Source organism: Candidatus Cryptobacteroides sp., from assembly GCF_056207615.1.
The window spans coordinates 1-18,801 of sequence record NZ_JBAEER010000133.1 but is presented as its reverse complement, the minus strand read 5'-3'; the positions used below and the strand labels follow the sequence as shown (position 1 = coordinate 18,801).

At 53.8% G+C, this 18,801-nt stretch carries 16 protein-coding genes and 1 pseudogene; 8 read left to right on the top strand and 9 right to left on the bottom strand.

All coding sequences use genetic code 11. From position 1 onward, the window contains the following. From AC06ND_RS07985 to AC06ND_RS07965, 5 genes are all read left to right on the top strand, one after another. Positions 1-826, top strand: an 826-nt coding sequence (locus tag AC06ND_RS07985; protein WP_475678458.1) for a SusD/RagB family nutrient-binding outer membrane lipoprotein, incomplete at its 5' end; no start/stop codon positions are given. A gap of 16 nt (positions 827-842) precedes the next feature. Then, entirely contained in the window at positions 843-1,532 is a 690-nt protein-coding gene (locus AC06ND_RS07980) for a BT_2262 family domain-containing protein (protein ID WP_475678457.1), read from the top strand. A gap of 10 nt (positions 1,533-1,542) precedes the next feature. Further along, positions 1,543-2,094: a lipid-binding protein gene (locus tag AC06ND_RS07975; RefSeq protein ID WP_475678456.1), complete on the top strand. Its 552-nt coding sequence runs from the start codon at positions 1,543-1,545 to the stop codon at positions 2,092-2,094. Positions 2,095-2,176: 82 nt separating this feature from the next. Next, a complete protein-coding gene (locus tag AC06ND_RS07970; RefSeq protein WP_475678455.1) occupies positions 2,177-2,857 on the top strand; it encodes a T9SS type A sorting domain-containing protein in 681 nt (226 codons plus the stop codon). 1 nt (position 2,858) lies between these two features. Then, positions 2,859-3,824 carry a PorV/PorQ family protein gene (locus AC06ND_RS07965; RefSeq protein WP_475678454.1) on the top strand — a complete coding sequence of 322 codons (966 nt, stop codon included), beginning with the start codon at positions 2,859-2,861 and terminating at the stop codon, positions 3,822-3,824. Here AC06ND_RS07965 and AC06ND_RS07960 read toward each other — a convergent pair. The 4 genes from AC06ND_RS07960 to tgt are packed head-to-tail and all read right to left on the bottom strand — an operon-like array spanning position 3,821 to position 8,903. Beyond that, the gene (locus AC06ND_RS07960; RefSeq protein WP_475678453.1) at positions 3,821-5,155 is read right to left on the bottom strand and encodes an aldo/keto reductase; all 1,335 of its coding nucleotides are present in this window, start codon (positions 5,153-5,155) and stop codon (positions 3,821-3,823) included. The genes AC06ND_RS07965 and AC06ND_RS07960 overlap by 4 nt on opposite strands. A gap of 4 nt (positions 5,156-5,159) precedes the next feature. Next, on the bottom strand, positions 5,160-6,659 hold the full coding sequence (locus tag AC06ND_RS07955; RefSeq protein ID WP_475678452.1) for a 4Fe-4S binding protein: 1,500 nt from the start codon (positions 6,657-6,659) through the stop codon (positions 5,160-5,162). A 15-nt stretch (positions 6,660-6,674) separates the two neighbouring features. Then, positions 6,675-7,769, bottom strand: coding sequence for an LptF/LptG family permease (locus AC06ND_RS07950; protein WP_475678451.1), 1,095 nt, complete (start codon positions 7,767-7,769; stop codon positions 6,675-6,677). 3 nt (positions 7,770-7,772) lie between these two features. Further along, complete coding sequence (gene tgt, locus AC06ND_RS07945) at positions 7,773-8,903, bottom strand: tRNA guanosine(34) transglycosylase Tgt (protein ID WP_475678450.1); 1,131 nt, start codon at positions 8,901-8,903, stop codon at positions 7,773-7,775. Between the two features lie 106 nt (positions 8,904-9,009). Between tgt and AC06ND_RS07940 the strand changes: the two genes are divergently transcribed. After that, positions 9,010-10,434 (top strand): MFS transporter, encoded by a 1,425-nt coding sequence (locus AC06ND_RS07940; RefSeq protein WP_475678449.1) that lies wholly within the window; start codon positions 9,010-9,012, stop codon positions 10,432-10,434. A 153-nt stretch (positions 10,435-10,587) separates the two neighbouring features. On the opposite strand, the gene AC06ND_RS07935 is transcribed toward AC06ND_RS07940, so the two are convergent. Then, positions 10,588-10,935 carry a single-stranded DNA-binding protein gene (locus tag AC06ND_RS07935; protein WP_475678448.1) on the bottom strand — a complete coding sequence of 116 codons (348 nt, stop codon included), beginning with the start codon at positions 10,933-10,935 and terminating at the stop codon, positions 10,588-10,590. Between the two features lie 314 nt (positions 10,936-11,249). On the opposite strand from AC06ND_RS07935, the gene AC06ND_RS07930 reads away from it, so the two are divergent. Next, on the top strand, positions 11,250-11,648 hold the full coding sequence (locus AC06ND_RS07930) for a hypothetical protein (protein ID WP_475678447.1): 399 nt from the start codon (positions 11,250-11,252) through the stop codon (positions 11,646-11,648). Positions 11,649-11,718: 70 nt separating this feature from the next. Then, the gene (locus AC06ND_RS07925) at positions 11,719-13,767 is read left to right on the top strand and encodes a M3 family metallopeptidase (protein ID WP_475678446.1); all 2,049 of its coding nucleotides are present in this window, start codon (positions 11,719-11,721) and stop codon (positions 13,765-13,767) included. A gap of 165 nt (positions 13,768-13,932) precedes the next feature. On the opposite strand, the gene AC06ND_RS07920 is transcribed toward AC06ND_RS07925, so the two are convergent. The 4 genes and pseudogenes from AC06ND_RS07920 to alaS form a co-directional block, all read right to left on the bottom strand. Beyond that, the gene (locus AC06ND_RS07920; protein ID WP_475678445.1) at positions 13,933-14,589 is read right to left on the bottom strand and encodes a thiamine diphosphokinase; all 657 of its coding nucleotides are present in this window, start codon (positions 14,587-14,589) and stop codon (positions 13,933-13,935) included. A gap of 5 nt (positions 14,590-14,594) precedes the next feature. Further along, positions 14,595-15,659, bottom strand: coding sequence for a methionyl-tRNA formyltransferase (gene fmt / locus AC06ND_RS07915; RefSeq protein WP_475678459.1), 1,065 nt, complete (start codon positions 15,657-15,659; stop codon positions 14,595-14,597). An 84-nt stretch (positions 15,660-15,743) separates the two neighbouring features. Then, positions 15,744-17,081, bottom strand: a pseudogene (locus tag AC06ND_RS07910) (LptF/LptG family permease); the annotation flags it as partial. Between the two features lie 12 nt (positions 17,082-17,093). Continuing rightward, the coding region (alaS, locus tag AC06ND_RS07905; RefSeq protein ID WP_475678444.1) for an alanine--tRNA ligase at positions 17,094-18,801 on the bottom strand (1,708 nt) is incomplete at its 5' end.

The following is an 18,801-nucleotide window of genomic DNA, read 5'->3' as shown; positions in this document are numbered from 1 at the left end:
CGTTGCAGAGAACAACTTCATTGATTCTGATGTCGAGTTCGCTGGTTGCTGGGAGAAGGCTGCCGGTAAGGAAAGCCCATTCTATGGTGAGGAGTTCTCTACCCTCGGTGGTTCAACCCAGATCAACGTTATTGCCAACATCGCTCTCGTCGGCTCAATGCAGGTGAAGGATAGCGAAGGTAACATCGTCTACACTGACCCACGTCTCGCAGCATTCTTCAATGCAAACAATGAGGGTAAGTATGATGGTGGCGTATCTGGTACCAACCTTTCTACCGCAGCTGCTCCATACAATACTACAGGTCACTGGTGCCGTCCGGTAGCAAGCTATGACATGCCGGTATCTCTTCTTTCAGTATCCGAGGTATACTTCCTCCTTGCCGAGTATGCAGCAAAGTTCGGCGGCGATGCAGCTGGTTACTATGCTGATGCTATCAATGCATCATTCGATGCTGCCGGTGTTGAGGGCGCTGACGAGTATCTCGAGCGTAACCCATACAATGCTCAGAACTACAAGGAGTGCATCGGCGTTGCCAAGTGGGTTGCACTCTCAGGCGTAAACCCATTCGAGGCTTACTGCGAGGTTCGCCGTCTCAAGTTCCCTTCTTTCGGAACCGTTACCGGTGACGATATCTACAAGGAAGGTGGTGCAGTAAACGGTGACAAGTATGTCGCAAACCATCTTTACACTCCTTTCAAGGTGTTCGGTCCTGTGGGAAGCAATAACCTCCTTCAGCGTTTCCCTTACGCGGAGAGCTCTTCTTCACGTAACTCTAATGCTCCGGAGTTCCCTGGTTACACAGTTCCTATCTTCTGGGCTAAATAATTAAAGTGCAATGACAATGAAAAAGTTTATATACTTAGCATCCGCAGTTGTTGCGATGATCCTTTCTGCCAGCTGTACAAAGGAGTCTGCTGATAAGACCAGGATTACCTACTATCCTGTTCTCGAGCTTGCCGGAGATTCTCGTATTATTCTTGACAAGGGTTCTTCATACGAGGAGCCAGGTTTTGTTGCTACTCTCAACGGTGAGGATGTGACCGATCAGGTGAAGGTTGAATCAAACGTCAACAGCCAGAAGTCCGGAGTCTATTCCGTTTCTTATAGCATCGTAAATTCAGATGGTTTCTCTTCTAGAGCAAACCGTACTGTTGTCGTACTTGACCCTAACGATCCTATCGAGGGCTTCTACTATACTGATCCATCAAGCTATCGTCTTTACAATGGCGCCAAGACTGCTTACGGCAGCGATTTCGAGATTCTCTTAATCGGTGAAGGTGACGGCGTATACTATGTTGACGACCTCCTCGGCGGTTGGTATTGCCAGAGGGCAGGCTACGGCGCAAGCTATATGATGGAAGGTTATGTCGAAATCGACGAGGATGGCAACATCGATCTCCTTGACAGCTATATTGCTGGTTGGGGCGACAGCCTTGTTGACTGGGCAGATGGAAAGTTCGAGGACGGAACTATCACCTATATGGCTCAGTATGTCTCAGGCATGCAGTTCTATGTTACAATGTCTAAATAAGTGTTGAACAATGAAGAAGATTTTATATTTACTGTCAATCTGTGCATGTGTGATTCTTTCATCATGCCAGCATAAGGATCAGCCAGGTTCGACTGCAACAGAGGCACTGGCAGGCCAGTGGTATGTTCAGGTTGACATCGTTGATGAGAATGGTGAGGTAGTCTACCCAGACTTCAATGGTGGCAGGAGCCTCCTCCTCACTTATAATACTGCATCGAACAAGGACAATGTCCTCTATGTTGACGACCTCGAAAATTTCTGGGCTTACAAGGTTCAGGTCCCTTGCAACGTAAGTGGCCTTACCTTCGGTGCTTCAGAGTCAGAGGTGCTTGAAAACGAGACTTATCCTTGCGGCGTAAGCCTTTGGGGTGGTAAGATCGTAAAGGATGGAATCAAGACCCCAAGCGACATGCCGGCAGACTACATCGAGTTCTTTGTCAATTTCGACGATGACGAAATCGATCCAGACGATATGCCAGGCGTCAGCTATCCTGAATATTTTGGTGGCGTTTGCTACAAGGTTTCAGGTTGGCGTTACACCGGATTCGAACTTGACGACTAATCAAGTCTGAATAATTTCTTGAAGGAGGCTGATGCAAATCAGCCTCCTTTTTCATATATTTGTTCGTATGGAGGGTAAAGCTATGTCAAGATTCTATCTCACGGTGGCATCCCTGCTGGCGGCAGCGGTGTCCATTTTCTCATGTACGAAGGCCTATGTGCCTGATTCTGTAGCACACGGAGGCGTCTCTACCGAAACAAGGAGCGACCTTCCTTCCGATGCCCATGCCCCTGTCGTGACTTCGGCCGTGGAGAGCATGTACTTCGAAGGAACAGGGGATACTTTCACCATTGCGATGGATGAGCATTTCTCCGATCCGGACGGTGATGCGCTCAGCTATTCGGTGAGCATGAACACGAAGGGACTCGTGGATCTCAAGATAGAGGGCAGTACGCTCAACGGCAAGCTTTACAACTACGGCAGGACCGACATCGTCATCACGGCTACCGATGGTGACGGGCTCAGCGCCGACCTTCCTTTCGCGGTGCTCTGCGCAAAGAAGGACAGCGGTGCCAGCGTCTATCCGAACCCCGTAAGACCGAACGACGAGGGACGCTACCTTCTAAATGTATGCTCGGGCAAGGAGGCGGAGACAGACATCCGCATCTACAACCAGAGCGGTTCCCTCGCGTGGTCCAGCACCCTTCTCTCAAGCGTCTTCAAGCCAGCGGTCGTGGACATGACCGACTTTGCTTCCGGCAAATACAACGTCGTCGTCAGGATCAATGGCGAGACTTATACTCACAGCATAATCAAGCTCTAGCATGAAAAGGTCAATCATCATCCTCTTTGCCGTCATGCTCAGCAGCGCGGCATTCGCACAGACAACGGACCTCAGGGTAGCCGCCACTTCCGAGGCGGCGCTTGCATTCTCCCGCATCGGCCACAGCCCGGTTGCAGAGGCCATGGGAGGCGCAGGCCTTCTATCTACGACCTCGTCCGCATGGGCTTCGTACTATAATCCTGCCGCCGTTCCGTTCGCGCACAGGACTGCGGACTTTGCCGTATCATACAATACATGGCGTCCATCGTCCAGCAACTACATCAACCTCGGCGGATCATACAAGATTGGTGAAAAGGTAGGTATCACTGCCGGAGCGACTCTCGGTATGGGCAGGACCATGGAACTTACCGACGATTTCGGCAGCGAGGCGGGACAGTTCCGTCCTATGGACTATCAGTTCAACCTTGGTGCTGCATATCGCTTCGTGGAGTGGGTCTCAGTGGGTGCGAACGTGAAGTATGTGGCTCAGAAACTCTTCACCGACGTGCGCCAGGGCACTGTGGCTGCTGACGTCTTCTTCATGGGTGAATACAAGGGAATCAAGGCTACCGTCGGATTCAACAGCCTCGGAGGCCGCGTGAAGGACCTTGCAGGCAGGCGCTGGAACATCCCGTCATCACTCAGCTTCGCGGCCGGATATGAGACCGTCCTCTGGGGCGCTCACGGCATCGAGGCGGAGGTTCGTGGCGACTATTACTTCATCGAGGACAAGGCTGTCGTGAACAATCCGTTCTGCCTCTCGATGGGTGCTGCATATTCGTTCAAGTTCATCACTGCGCGACTCGGATACCACTACGGCGCCGAGAGCTCAGTCATGCCAAGCTTCGGCGCCGCGGGTCTTACTCTGCGTATCGCAGATATCCATATCGATGCGATGTACTACATCGCAAAGGAAGGAAGCCCGTTGAAGAACAACCTGTCCTTCGGTCTGGGCTATTCCTTCTAGAAAGTCTTCTTGAGATTATTCACATACCTGTCGATCCTCTGCAGCTCGCGTGGGATCCTGATATGCTGTGGGCAGTGTGACATACACTCCTCGCAGCCTACGCAGTGGTCTGCCTGACGTACCTTCTCGAGGGTGCGGTCATAGCTGATGAGGTAAGCGCGGCGAGCCTTGCGGAACTCCTTCTGCTCAGGGGTCGCGTTCTCGAGATCCACGACGTTACCCTCGTTCACGCACTTGTTGTAGTGTGCGAAGATGGTAGGGATGTCGATACCGTAAGGACAAGGCATGCAGTACTTGCAACCGGTACAGCTGATGGTAGGGTACTCCTTCATGAGGCTGGCCTGTGACTCGAGGAAGTCGAGTTCCTCGTCGGTAAGAGGCACGAGAGGGCAGAAGCTCTTGAGGTTGTCCTCGAGGTGCTCCCTATAGGTCATACCTGAAAGGGTCACGAGCACGTTAGGATGGGTACCGCAGAAACGGAAAGCCCATGATGCGATGCTCCTGCCTGGCTCACGCTCCATGAAGCGCTCTGCGATTGCGTCAGGAACGGTAGCGAGCGCACCTCCGAGAAGAGGCTCCATGATCACCACAGGAATGCCACGCTTGGTGAGCTCCTCGTACATGTATTTGGCCTTTGCCTCACGGGTCTGGTGGGTCCAGTCGGAATAGTTCATCTGGATCTGTACGAAGTCCCAGTGGTACTGCTCATGATATTTCAGCATCTCGTCGAATCCGGAAGCAGGACCGTGGAAAGAGAAACCGAGATTGCGGATTCTTCCGGCCTTGCGCTCCTCGAGGAGATATTCCATCATTCCGTTGTCGACAAACCTCTGCTTGAACACGGCCTCGCCGCTGATCGAGTGGAGGAGGTAGTAGTCGAGATAGTCGGTATGGAAGTTCTCGAGCGACTTCTTGTACATGAGGATGGAGTTCTCCCTGGTCCAGTTGCTGAAGTTCGAGAGCTTGGTCGCGATATAATAGCTGTTGCGAGGGTGCCTTGCGAGTGCGAGGCCTGTAGCCTGCTCGCTCTGGCCCTGAAGATATACAGGTGACGAGTCGAAGTAGTTGATACCCGCCTCGATTGCGCGGTCTACGAGCTCGTTGACGCTGTCCTGGTCGATGATGTCCTTTCCGTCGGCATCCTTGATCATCTGCCAACGCATGGTTCCATAACCGAGGAGACTGCACTTGTCTCCGGTATTAGGGTTGGTACGGTAGGTCATCTCGCCGAGCTTGGTGTCGGCGGTGACGCTCTTGTTATTGGTACATGCTGCAAGGCCGAAAGCCGCTGCTCCGGCGCCTGCGCTCTTGATGAAATCTCTTCTGTCCATAGTACTAGATGCTTCTGTGTACTTCATGTCCTTCTACATGGATTGCTGAGAGAGGGCGTGCAGGACATACATATTCACACGCTCCACAACCGATGCAACGCTCTGGGTTCACGCTTGGAATCCTTACGTCTGAGCCTTCTTCCTTGACCATCTTGATGGCGCCGGCAGGGCAGTGACGTGCGCAGTTGCCGCAGTTCACCTCCTCGGTGCTTGCGAGGCAGAGGAAGAGGTCGACCTCTGCATGACCTACCTGGATGGCGGTCTTCTCCTCAGGAGTGATCTTCACGATGGCGCCGGCAGGGCAGACCTCCGAGCACTTGGTACACTCAGGGCGGCAATAGCCACGCTCGTACGACATCTCAGGCTGCATGAGGCTCTTGAGGGAAGTCGAAGGACGGAGGACGTTGTTAGGACACACGCTCACGCAGAGCTGACATCCGGTGCAGTGCTGTGCGAGGTGCTTGAGTCCGGTAGCGCCTGCAGGGACGATGTGTGTCTCCGTCTCAGGGATGATCTTGCCGGTGACTGCTGCGAGACCACCGTCGACCTTCATGTCCTGTGCCTTTGCTGCTGCCGTGCCGAGTGCGATTGCTGAACCCATCATGAAAGCGCGGCGTCCAGCGTCTGCTGCGCCTGCCTTCTCTGCCTTTGCGGGAGCGGGCTCGTTGTTCTTCTTGCCGTAGCGGAAGCTGTAGCTGATGGCCTTAGACTTACATGACTCGATGCAGTTCATGCAGTCCACGCAGCGGCTGTAGTCGATCTCGTGGTTCTTGGTGTCGATGCAGGATGCCTTGCACTGCTTGCCGCAGAGGCCGCAGTTCACGCACTTGCTCTCGTTGATTACCGGTCCGAAGAGAGAGAACTTCGAGATGAGTCCGAGGGTGGTTCCTACAGGACAGATGGTATTGCAATAGGTACGTCCGTTCTTCCACGCGAGGATGACCACTGCCACGAGGGTCACGAGCGCGATGATGAAGGTCGGGAGGCTCCTGAGCCATACTTCCTTGGTGTAGAAGTTATAGCTGTCGAAGTGAGCGTCGATCAGGGCAAGGAGGTTGTTGCCCCATCCGTACACAGGTGCGAAGATGTTGCTGACGATGCGTCCGTATGCACTGTATGGTGCAAGGAGGGCGACAAGGCTGCCGAGTCCTGCCACGATTGCGACAATCAGAAGACCGAGCATTCCGTAGCGGAGCCAGCTCTTTGCAGGCGAATAGCTGAAGCGGTAGCGGTTTTTCTTCTTGCCCTTACCGTGGATCCAGGAAACGATGTCCTGGAATACTCCCATCGGGCAGATGACGGAGCAGTAGACACGTCCGCACACGAGGGTGAGAAGGACGAGGGCTACGATGACTCCGAAGTTGAGGGCAAGGACGGCAGGAAGGAACTGGACCTTCGCCATCCATCCGAGCCACGCATGCAATGTTCCTGTGAAATCAAGGAACAGGGCGGTCACTCCTACCCAGAAAAGGGCTGCGAGGACGATGCGGATTTTACGTAACATAGGTAGTTGATTAATTTACTTAGGTGCTATCTTATAAAGGAAGGCGGCTACGAAGGTGTACACGATGTTTGGTATCCATAGCGCCATTCCCGGTGACATTCCTCCGGCATACACGAACATCTCACTGAATTTCAGGAAGAGGATGTAGGTGAAGGCGAGCGCGATTCCGATTCCGATGTTCCATCCGATTCCTCCTCTCTTCTTCTTGGACGAGAGGGATACTCCCATGATGGTGAGGATGAATGCCGAGAACGGAAGCGCGATTCTCGTATGTTTCTCGATCAAGGTCTGGCGCACGTTCGCGTCGCCCCTGAGCTTCTGGGTCTCGATCAGTTCGTTGAGCTTCTGCTGAGGCAGGGTGGAGACTGTCTTCTTGTCCCTGTAGAAGTCGGCAACCTCGAGGTTGAGTACGGTGTCGATCTGCTCACCGCTGGTGATCGTGTCGTCGAGATTCTCGCCGTAGTCGCGGATGAAATAGTTCTTCATTGTCCAGCAGCACTTGGTGCTGTCATATACCGCGGTTTCCGCAGAGAGCTTCGATACGAGTTTGTTGTCCTCGATCTGCTCGATGGTCATCTTGTAAGCAGTGTTGTTCCAACTGCTGAAGGACTCCACGTAGATGAACTGGCCCGGTGAGGTCTGGTAGTGGACATCCCTTGTGGTGAATGACTGCGAGCCGCTGACATATTGCTGCTCGAAAGGGATTCGGGTCGCGTTGGCCCTCGGAATCACCCAAAGGTTGAGGCAGAGGGATATGACGAAGATGATGAAGGCGGAGAATATGTACGGGACCATCATCCTGTGGTAGCTGATGCCGCAGGAGAGTATGGCCACGATCTCGGTGTTGGCTGCGAGCTTCGAGGTGAAGAATATGACGGTGATGAACACGAACAGGGGACTGAACATGTTCATGAAATAAGGGACGAAGTTGAGGTAGTAGTCGACGACGATGGCCCTCAGCGGTGCTGAGTTGGACACGAAGTCGTCGATCTTCTCGCTGATGTCGAATATGATGACGATGCCGATGATAAGGATAAGCGATACGAAGAAGGTCGAGATGAACTTCTTCACTATGTACTTGTCCAATATCTTCGGTCTGAGGTCTATCATGGTCTAGAGTCTCTGGGATATTCTCTTTACGGTCACTTCCTTCCACTGTGCGAAGTCTCCGGCCTTGATATGCTTGCGTGCCTCACGGACCAGGTCGAGGTAGAAGGCGAGGTTGTGCTCGCTTGCTATCTGCGCGGCGAACATCTCTCCTGCGATGAAGAGGTGACGCACGTAAGCCTTGCTGTAGGTGTGGTCAACGAATGAGCTTCCCTTAGGGTCGAGCTCGCTGAAGTCGTCTGCCCACTTCTTGTTTCTCATGTTCATGATACCGTCCCAGGTGAAGAGCATGCCGTTGCGGCCGTTGCGGGTAGGCATCACGCAGTCGAACATGTCGATGCCCCTTGCGATGGCCTCGAGGAGGTTCGCAGGAGTGCCCACTCCCATCAGGTAGCGTGCCTTGTCCTGCGGGATGACGGGGTTGAGGGTCTCTATCATCTCGTACATCTGCTCGGTCGGCTCACCGACGGCAAGTCCTCCGATAGCGATTGCTGCATCGGCGTATTCGAGCGCATGCTCTGCCGCCTCCACGCGTAGTGCAGGGTAGACGCAACCCTGGATGATAGGGAGGAAGGCCTGGCTGTAGTCGTAGAGTGGCTCGGTCTCATGGAAGCGCTTCGAGAAACGCTCGAGCCAGTTCTGGGTGAGCTTGAGCGATTTCTTGGCGTAGTTGTAGTCCGCGTCTCCCGGGCAGCACTCGTCGAAGGCCATGATGATGTCGGCACCGATGGCTCTCTGGGTGTCCACGTTGTTCTCCGGGGTGAAGGTGTGTCTCGAGCCGTCGATGTGGCTCTGGAAGGTACATCCTTCAGGAGTGATCTTGCGTATGCCGGTCAGCGAGAATACCTGGAATCCGCCGCTGTCGGTGAGGATAGGACGGTCCCAGGACTCGAACTTGTGGAGTCCGCCGACCTTCTTGAGCAGGTCGAGTCCCGGACGCAGGTAGAGGTGGTATGTGTTGCCGAGTATGATCTCGGCCTTTATGTCTTCCTTGAGGTCGCGATGGTACACTCCCTTAACCGATCCGACGGTGCCGACAGGCATGAAGATAGGGGTCTCTATCTGGCCGTGGTCCGTGGTCAGTATTCCGCATCTGGCGGAGCTGTTGGGGTCTTTTGCGGTCAATTCGAATGTCATGGTGTATTCGCGATTATTTCAATCTTCAAAGATAAGAAAGTTTGACGGATTTCGCTTATCTTTGCCACTCCATAACCAATCGAAATAACATTAAAAACCGTAAAGAATGAAGAATTCGAACATTACGCTCCGTCTTATCGTGATGAACTTCATCGAGTTCGCCGTCTGGGGAGCATATCTCACCTCAATGGGAAGCTTCCTTGCCAGTGCGGGACTCGGTGCCCAGATCTGGCTTTTCTTCGCTACCCAGGGCTTCGTTTCCATCTTCATGCCAGCCCTCATGGGTATCATGGCAGATAAATGGATGCCTGCACAGAGAGTACTCTCTCTCTGCCACGGCCTCGCAGGTCTCTTCATGCTCGCAGCAGGATTCTATGCAATGTCTAACGGTTCATTCATCGAGATTCCAGACGTGCATTTCCCTGGCAAGATGGCGACCGTTTACCAGGCGTCAGCAAGCTTCCAGTTCTCGATGTTCTATATCCTCTACCTTCTGAGCGTTGCGTTCTTCATGCCTACCATTGCCATCTCGAATTCGGTAGCATATCATGCACTCGAGTCTGCAGGAAAGGACACAGTCAAGGCTTTCCCTCCGATCCGCGTGTTCGGTACCGTCGGTTTCATCATCTCGATGCTCTTCGTGAACTTCGTCAAGAACGGCCACGGCGTGCAGTTCCAGCACTCCTATGACCAGTTCTTCGTGTCGGGAATCCTCGGCGTAGTGCTCTGCGTTTATGCCCTCACGATGCCGAACTGTCCTTGCAAGCCGAAGAGCGAAGGCGATCAGTCTCTCGCAGAGTCTCTCGGACTTTCTGCATTCAAGCTCTTCAAGGACAGGCAGTTCGCAATCTTCTTCATCTTCTCGATGCTCCTCGGTGCTTCTCTCCAGATCACCAACGGATATGCGAATACCTTCATCACCTCATTCCAGCATAGCGCCGATCCTGCAATCGCAGGCTCATGGGGTGCACGCAACGCGAATGCACTCATCTCCCTCAGCCAGCTTTCGGAGACTCTCTGCATACTTCTCATCCCATTCTGCATGAAGAAGTTCGGAATCAAGAACGTGATGCTTATCGCCATGTTCGCGTGGGTGTTCCGCTTCGGCTTCTTCGGACTCGGCAACCCTGGCATGAGCGGCCTCTGGCTCTTCGTCCTCAGCTGCATCGTATACGGTGTCGCTTTCGACTTCTTCAACATCTCAGGCTCCCTCTACGTGAACGAGAATACTGACAAGAGTATCCGTTCTTCAGCCCAGGGCCTCTTCATGCTCATGACCAACGGTCTCGGTGCCTCTATCGGTACCTGGGCAGCCGGCAGGGTAGTGAACGCTCTCGTATATAACCCACAGGCTGCAGCCAAGGCTGCCGCACTCGAGCAGGGCCTCGACGAGGCTGCCGCCCATGTCGCTGAGGTCTCAGCCGGCAACTGGCAGCTCACCTGGTACATCTTCGCAGCATACGCACTCGTGGTGGGCATTCTCTTCGCCATCCTCTTCAAGGATCCGACCAAGAAAGCCATCGCAGAATAAGCTATAGCCCGTTGCAGAATAAGCCATAGTCCATTTTCCCCCGGAATCTGACATGTCGATATAATGACAGGCCGCGTCCTCACGACGGGGCCTGTTTTTTTGTGCTAGCAAGAAATGTGATAATAGCAGCCGGAGACTCCGGCTGTCGTGTGCTTAATATCCGGCCTGCATGGTGAGCTGTTCATCGAGAATCTCGATGCTGTTCGCCACCACGTCGTAGGAATATCTTTCTATGCCGTCCGATCCGGTATACCTGTTGGTCCTGAGCCTTCCGATGACATGGACCGGAGTTCCTCGGGTGAGGAATTCGAAGTCAGGCATGCCCTTGAGCTTCCATGCTGTGATGTTGTGCCAGGTTGTCTCGATCACGGCCTCGCCGTTCCTGTCCTTGTAGACATAGGTTGTAGCCACCGAAAAATTGACTACGTTGTTCTCTGTGTTCTGTGAGAGTCTTACATTACCAATGTTTCCTCTCAGTTCAATCTTGTTCAACTGTTCCATAAGTTCTCTCTTTTGTTAATCCTTCCCCACATCCTTATGCGCGCTGTCTTCGGTAGGTACTAAGGCAAAGGAACTGATATTAAATCGGCCTTGCAATAGCCTGAATTCAGCTTTTCTCTTTTTCGGAGAAGATGAAGAAAATCCTGGTCTCGGAATAAATTCCTGCATGCGTCGGAAAAATTCCGGGATCGGCAGTATTTCTTGGTGGACCGTTAAAAACTGAAAACCTGTACCCGTGGACTGACCATATTCAACCGAAAGAGGGCAAACACAGAGATGCTTTTCCCAAATTTGTATGGAGAAAGATGATTGATATGGGAAGGAGAGACAGCTATGAACAGAACGAAGGGCAGCAATGCCTCGAGTGTGGTGATCCCGTTCTGATGGAGGACGGCCGTGCGGATAGGAAGTTCTGCTGTGTGGAGTGCAAGAACAAGTATCATTACCGCCGTCGCCGTAAGCTCAGGATATTGAAGGATCGCATACATGGAACCATAGACCGTAACTATGAGATCCTGGATGGCCTGGTTAAGCTCGGTGTCAGCACGATCGACAGAAACGAAGCTGCACTTATGGGGCTTGACCTTACTATCATGACCTCATGCTATCATGTGAAAGGGCATCTGGAATGTGCCTGTTACGACATCACCTATCGCTTAACGGACAAGAAGTTGAGCAATATTTCCAAATGTTTGACTAAATTTGCGCCCTGAAAATTTCAATACAATGCGTAAAGTTATAGCAGCAGCTGCCACTATGATGGCGCTTATCACTTCTTGTAAAATGGAGAACAATCCACTTCTCGTCGAATCGCCACTTCCTTATGGCGCGCCGCAGTTCGACAAAATCCAGACAAAGCATTACATCCCTGCATTCCAGACCGCAATCGCTGAGTACAAGGCAGAGGTGGACGCTATCGTGGCTAATGAGGCAGAGCCTGATTTCAATAACACAATCCTCGCGCTCGAGCAGTCAGGAAGGACTCTCGATAATGTTTCCAGCATCTTCTACAACCTCCACGAGGCTGATACCAACGATGAGATGGATCAGGTGGCTGAGGAGATAGCACCACTCATGACCGAGTGCTCGATGTACGTGTCGCTCAACCAGCCGCTCTTCGAGAGAATCAAGGCAGTATACGCAAAGCGCGACCAGCTCGGTCTCGAGCCTGACCAGATGAAGCTTCTCGTGGATACCTACGAGTCATTTGCAAGGAACGGCGCAAACCTTTCTGACGCAGATAAGGAACTCTACGGAAAGTATCAGGAGGAACTCTCTCTGGTGCAGCTCCAGTACAGCAAGAACGTGCTCGCTGCTACGAATGCGTTCGTCCTCAATATCACTGACGAGGCAGACCTCGCCGGACTTCCTTCATTCGTCGTCGATATGGGTGCTTCCACTGCAGCAGAGAAGGGCCTTCAGGGATGGGCTTATGACCTTTCACAGCCTAGCTACTCTCCGTTCATGACCTACAGTGAGAAGCGTGATCTTCGCGAGAAGATCTACCGTGCCTACAATACCAAGGCGGTTGGCGGTGAGTTCGACAACCTTGAGAACGTGAAGAAGATCGTGGATCTCCGCATCAAGATTGCCAATCTTCTCGGCTACGAGACCTATGCAGACTATGCTACCGAGAATAGGATGGCGAAGAATACCGCCACCGTCATGAACTTCCTTGACGAGCTTCTCGAGCCTTCGATCCCTGCAGCGAAGAAGGATGTTGCTGACATCTATGCATTCGCAAAGGAGCATGGCTTCCAGGACAGCGAGCTCAGGCCTTGGGACTGGGCATATTGGAATGAGAAGTACAAGGATGCCTACTTCGACCTCAATGACGAGATGCTCAAGCCATACTTCCAGCTCGAGAACTGCATCGACGCAGTCCTCGGCCTTGCTACCAGGCTCTACGGCATCACATTCGAGGCACGTCCTGACATCCCTGGCTACAACAAGGAGGTGAAGGTGTTCGACGTGAAGGACGAGAACGGCAAGCACATCGCCCTCTTCTATGCAGACTTCTTCCCTCGCGCAAGCAAGAGGGGTGGCGCATGGATGACAGAGTTCCGCGGTCAGAGCATCGTTGATGGCGTCGAGTACCGTCCATTCATCAGCATCGTGACCAACTTCACCAAGCCTACCGCAACCGCACCTTCGCTCATCACCCATGATGAGCTCACCACCTTCCTCCATGAGTTCGGCCATGCCCTTCACGGCATGCTCGCAGAGGGTCGCTATGGCTCACAGTCAGGTACCAGCGTATCTCGTGACTTCGTGGAGCTTCCTTCACAGATCATGGAGAACTGGGCGTTCGAGCCAGAGTACCTCAATACCTTCGCTAAGCATTATCAGACCGGCGAGACCATCCCTCAGGAGCTCATCGACAAGATCGTTGCTTCGAAGAACTACCTCGCTGCTTATCTCCAGGTGCGTCAGCTTCAGTTCGGCATCATCGACATGGCTTGGCATACTCTCAAGGAGCTCCCAGCCGACCTCGACGTGGTCGCTTTCGAGAAGAAGGCCCTTGCACCTTCTAACGTGATCTACTCTGATCCTGCATGTGCGACATCCACCTCATTCGGTCATATCTTCACCGGTGGCTATTCAGCAGGTTACTACTCATACAAGTGGGCTGAGGTCCTCGAGGCTGATGCATTCTCTCTCTTCGCAGAGAAAGGCATCTTCAACAAGGAGGTTGCCGCTTCGTTCCGCAGGAACATCCTCAGCAAGGGTAGCTCTGACGACGAGGCTGTCCTCTATCGCAACTTCCGTGGTCACGATCCTGAGCCACGCGCTCTTCTCGAGAAGTTGGGTATCGTCGCTCCGCAGAAATAGTTTCTGACTTACATATCCCAAAGAGTCCGGCCAGAAATGGTCGGACTCTTTTTTTGCTTCTTTTCGGACTCTTTTATTTTTTTTGGCGTCGGCAGTGGAGGTGGCACACCTCCGAGAGCCCGTGCCTCCTCCACTGCCGCTGCGAACTCAAAGAATCGACATGCGTCAGCTGAGGATGATCAGAGCGTAGGAAGGATGGGAGAAGGTGAGGGTGACGGTGTCGGCGGAGGCGCGGTTGAGGGTGGCCTTCCACCAGTTGTCGAATACGACGTCGTCAGTCGGCCACATGAGGCCCTGAGACTTGATCTTAAGGCTGTTGTCGGGAGTAAGGACGGATACGGCCCTGCCGACACCGCAGTCAAAGCTGCAGCTGTCGGTGATCGCAAAGATGGTAGAGTAGTCAGAGACTATGTCGCAGGTGATGCCTCGTTTCGAAAACCCGAATCTGCGCTCATACTCCATCAGGAGGGAAACGTTGCCTATGGTATGGTCTTCACGCATGCCGGTAGCGCCCACGATGTGAATCTCGAGTTCCTCGTCCGGGAAACGCTGGAGGAGGTACTTGATGGCCTTTGTCTGGTCATTGTCGTCCTGCTCTGTCTCGTGGATGATGCGGTCAGAATAGCGCTCACGTACCGATGCGGAAAGTGAATCCATGTCGCCAATCACGATGTCAGGAAGCTGACGGCCGACATGCTTGCGCCTGAGCCACCTTGTGAATGCTCCGTCGCAGCAGATGAGGAAATCCGCGCTGTCGATGAGCCAGAGCGGATATGGCTGACGAGGATATTCCCCGTTTCCTATGATGGTGATGGTCTTCATCGGCATTATACCTTAGGGGCGTGTGTCCTTCTGATGAACTCGACTGATGTACCCTGGGTGGTCTTGTAGCTGCAAGGCTCCCTGAAGCCGAGGAGGAAGGACTTGGTGTCCATTCTCTTCTTACCGCTGATCTGGAGCTCCTTGATCGAGATGGCTCCGTCTGCGGTGGTGATCGCGAGGGTGTTCTTGCCGTCACAGAGTACGGTGCCCGGAGCGAGCTGGCCCTCGCCCTCGAAGCCGCTGAGGCTTGCAAGAGCGGCGGTCTGGGCAGCGTCCATGCGCTCTGCCGAGTATATCTTCATCTGGATAGGCTCTGTGCCTTCCTTGTAGACTTCAGTGAAAGCTGCAGGATATGGGCTGAGACCCCTGATGAGGTTATAGATGTCCTTACTGCGGGCATTCCAGTCGATGTGGCAGAGCTCGCGGGTAAGCTTAGGAGCAGGCTTGAGTACCTCGTCGCCCTGGATGAACGACTTCTGGACGCGGTTCTCGATATGGCCCTCGATGATGCCTTCGACTGTCTGGACGACAACCTTGGAACCGAGTTCCATGAGCTTGTCATGTACATCACCGGCGTTGTCGGTCTTCTCTATTATGATCTGCTCGCGCATCATGATGTTACCCGTGTCGATTCCCTCGTCGATGAAGAAGGTAGTGACGCCGGTCACATGGTCACCGTTGATGACTGCCCAGTTTATAGGGGCGGCACCACGGTACTGAGGGAGGAGGGCAGCGTGGAGGTTGAAGGTACCGAGAGTCGGAATCTCCCATACGACCTTAGGCAGCATCCTGAAGGCTACGACCACGAAGAGGTCTGGCTTGAGGGCCTTCATCGCGTCGACGAACTCCGGGTCCTTGAGTTTCTCTGGCTGGTATACAGGAATGCCGTGTTCCACGGCGTATTTCTTCACGGCGCTCTCATTGACCTTCAGACCACGGCCTGAAGCCTTGTCCGGTACTGTAACGACAGCCGCAATGTGATATCCCTGCTGGATAAGTGCGTCGAGAGGGGCAACCGCGAACTCCGGTGTACCCATGTATACGATCTGAGTCTTGTGGAAAACTGACATGACTTTTCTCTTAATCTTTCTGAAGAATGCCTTGAAGCTGTCCATGTTGAACAGAGGCGAATCGTTGATGGCCTTCCATGTCAGGAATAAGCCTATCGGAGCCAGTACTATGACGGATATGAATGCACCCGTGAAGCTGCCCACGGCTCCGTCTCGGGCAAGCTTGGTTCCGGAAACGTCGACAACCCAGTACAGCACGAAGAAGAGCACCGAGACGATGGCCGGAGTTCCGAGACCGCCCTTGCGGATGAGCGCGCCGAGAGGTGCGCCGATGAAGAAGAATATGAAGCAGGCGAGGGCGCCGGCGAACTTCTTGAGGATGTTCTCGTCCGCACGTCTGAGCACCCAGATGTACTGGATGGCGTCACGTGAATAGCCCTCGAGCGTGTTCTGGAGCTCGTCTGCAGCTGAAATGGCGTTGCTGTAGGCGTTGCGCTCCTCCTGCAGGTCCTTCCACACCATGAGGTCTTCCGGTGCGAACATGGCCTTGTATTCCCTGTGGTTGGCGGAATCGAGCTGGTCGTTGTACCTGAGGCGACGGCCTGTCCTGAACTCGTCCATCTGGGAATCGTACATCTTGTTGTAGAGCAAGGTGAGCGAATCCTTCACGACGTAGAGCTGGCTGAGCGGCATGGTCTTGACCTCGTCGCTGAACCTTCCGCTCTCGGACTTCTTGAATGCGTAGTTCTCCAGAGGGATGACCATCTCCTGAAGCTTGAAGTCGATCTGCTGGAGCTGGAGGGTCGTGTCCCTGTATCTGCGGTTGTTGGTCTCCTCATAGTTGGTTCCATTATACATGGAGAAGGTGAGGAAGCTCTTGTCCGGGGACATGGCCATGAGCGCTGAATCGGCGATGGTGAGGCTGACGTTACCCTTGCTGCCGGTGTGGTCATAGACCATCACGCCGTGCATCATTCCTGTTTCGGCATCCCTGTCGTCGATTCGGAGAATATAGCCTTCGATACCGTCATAGAAAGTGCCTTCCGGAATCTTGATCTCGTTCTTGGTGCGCAGGATGTCGTCCCTGAGCGTGTAGATCTCGTTATAGGCTATAGGCACGAGGTTGTTCGTCGCGAAGAAGGTTCCTATCGCGATGAGGACGGATACGAGAGTAAGCGGGAACATGATCCTCTGGAGGGAGATGCCTGCAGCCTTGATGGCGAGCAGCTCATTGTTCTCTCCGAGGTTTCCCATGGTCATCATCGAAGAGAGGAGGGTTGCGAGAGGCAGTGCCAGAGGCAGCAGCGTCGCGCATCCCCATCCCATGAATTCGATGATTACCCTGAAGCCGAGACCCTTTCCGACCAGCTCATCGATGTACAGCCATAGGAACTGCATCATCAGGATGAACACGACGACAAAGAGGATCGCAACGAACGGTCCTATGAACGTCTTCAGTATGAACTGGTCCAGCTTCTTCATTCAGTGTCGGACTTATTTTGTCGCAGCTGCAACGAGAGCGTCAAGTGCGTCCTTGAGTCCGTCGCAGTTCCTACCGCCGGCAGTTGCGAGACCAGGCTGTCCGCCGCCACCGCCCTGGATGAACTTGGCTGCGTCACGGATGTCCTTGCCAGCGTTCTTGCCTGCTGCTACGAGGTCAGCCGAGTACATGAGTACGAGCTGTGGCTTGCCCTCAGACTCGATGGCTGCAGCGAGTGCAGTGTTCTTGAGCTCCTTCTGGAGGTTGGCGGCAGCATCCCTGAGCATGGTAGGCTCGAATGAGAGAGCGCTGCTGATAGAGATGACGTTGATTCCGTTGATCTCCTTAGCCATTGAGCTGAGCTCCTTGGCAAGCTCTGCGGCCTTCTGCTTTGCGAATGCCTCTGCCTGCTTCTTGTATTCTGAGTTCTCGTTGATGAGCTTCTGGATTGCACCAGCGAGGTCCGGTACGTTGTTGAAGAAAGCCTTTGCGGTGCGGAGTGCCTCCTGAGCAGCCTCAGAATGCATCTCTGCTGCGAATCCGGTCACAGCCTCGATACGACGGATACCGGCAGCGATTGCAGACTCGCCGGTGATCTGGAAGTAACCGATCTTGCCGGTTGCATCGGTGTGGCAACCACCACAGAGCTCGATGCTCCTGCCGAACTTCACGACGCGGACACGGTCGCCGTACTTCTCTCCGAAGAGTGCGATTGCGCCCATCTCCTTGGCCTCTTCCATGGTAGCGTCGCGCTTCTCCTCGAGAGGGAGGTTCTCACGGATGATGGCGTTCACCTTGTGCTCGATCTCGCGGATCTGTGCGTCGGTGAGCTTCTCGAAGTGGCTGAAGTCGAAACGGAAGTAGTTGTCGCAGACGTATGAACCCTTCTGCTCCACATGTGTTCCGAGGACGTCGCGGAGGACGCCGTCGAGAAGGTGGGTACAGCTATGGTTGTTCGCGATCTTCTGCCTGCGCTCAGCATCTACCACGAGGGTGAAGCTCTCGCTAGGGTCAGAAGGCATCTTCTCTGCGATATGTACGGTGAGACCGTTTTCCTTCACGGTGTTGAGGATTGCGATCTGCTCGCCGCTCTCCGAGATGATGCAGCCGGTGTCACCGACCTCACCACCCATCTCGCCGTAGAACGGAGTCTGGTCGAAGACGAGCTGGAGCATCTCCTTGTTCTTCTGCTTCACCACGCGCTGACGGAGAAGCTGCGCGCCCTCCACTGTGGTCTGGTCGTAACCTACGAACTCGGTCTCTCCTGCCTTGTACTCAACCCAGTCGCCGAACTCGTTGGCGGTGGCGTTGCGTGCACGCTCCTTCTGCTTCTGGAGCTCCACGTTGAAACCGTCGAGGTCCACCTTGTAACCATTCTCGCCTGCGATGAGCTCGGTAAGGTCGATAGGGAAACCGAAGGTGTCGTAGAGCTTGAATGCGTCTGCACCTGCGATGACCTTGCTGTCCTTCGCTGCAGCCATGCACTCGTCCATGAGCCTGATGCCGCGGTCGAGAGTCTTGAGGAATGCGTTCTCCTCCTCGCGGATGACGCTCTCGATGAGCTTCTGCTGCTTCTCGATCTCCGGATATGCCTCACCCATGTCGTGGATGAGCTGAGGTACGAGACGGCAGAGGAAAGGCTCGTTGAAGCCGAGGAAAGTGTATCCGAAGCGGACTGCACGGCGGAGGATTCGGCGGATCACATATCCTGCCTTCACATTT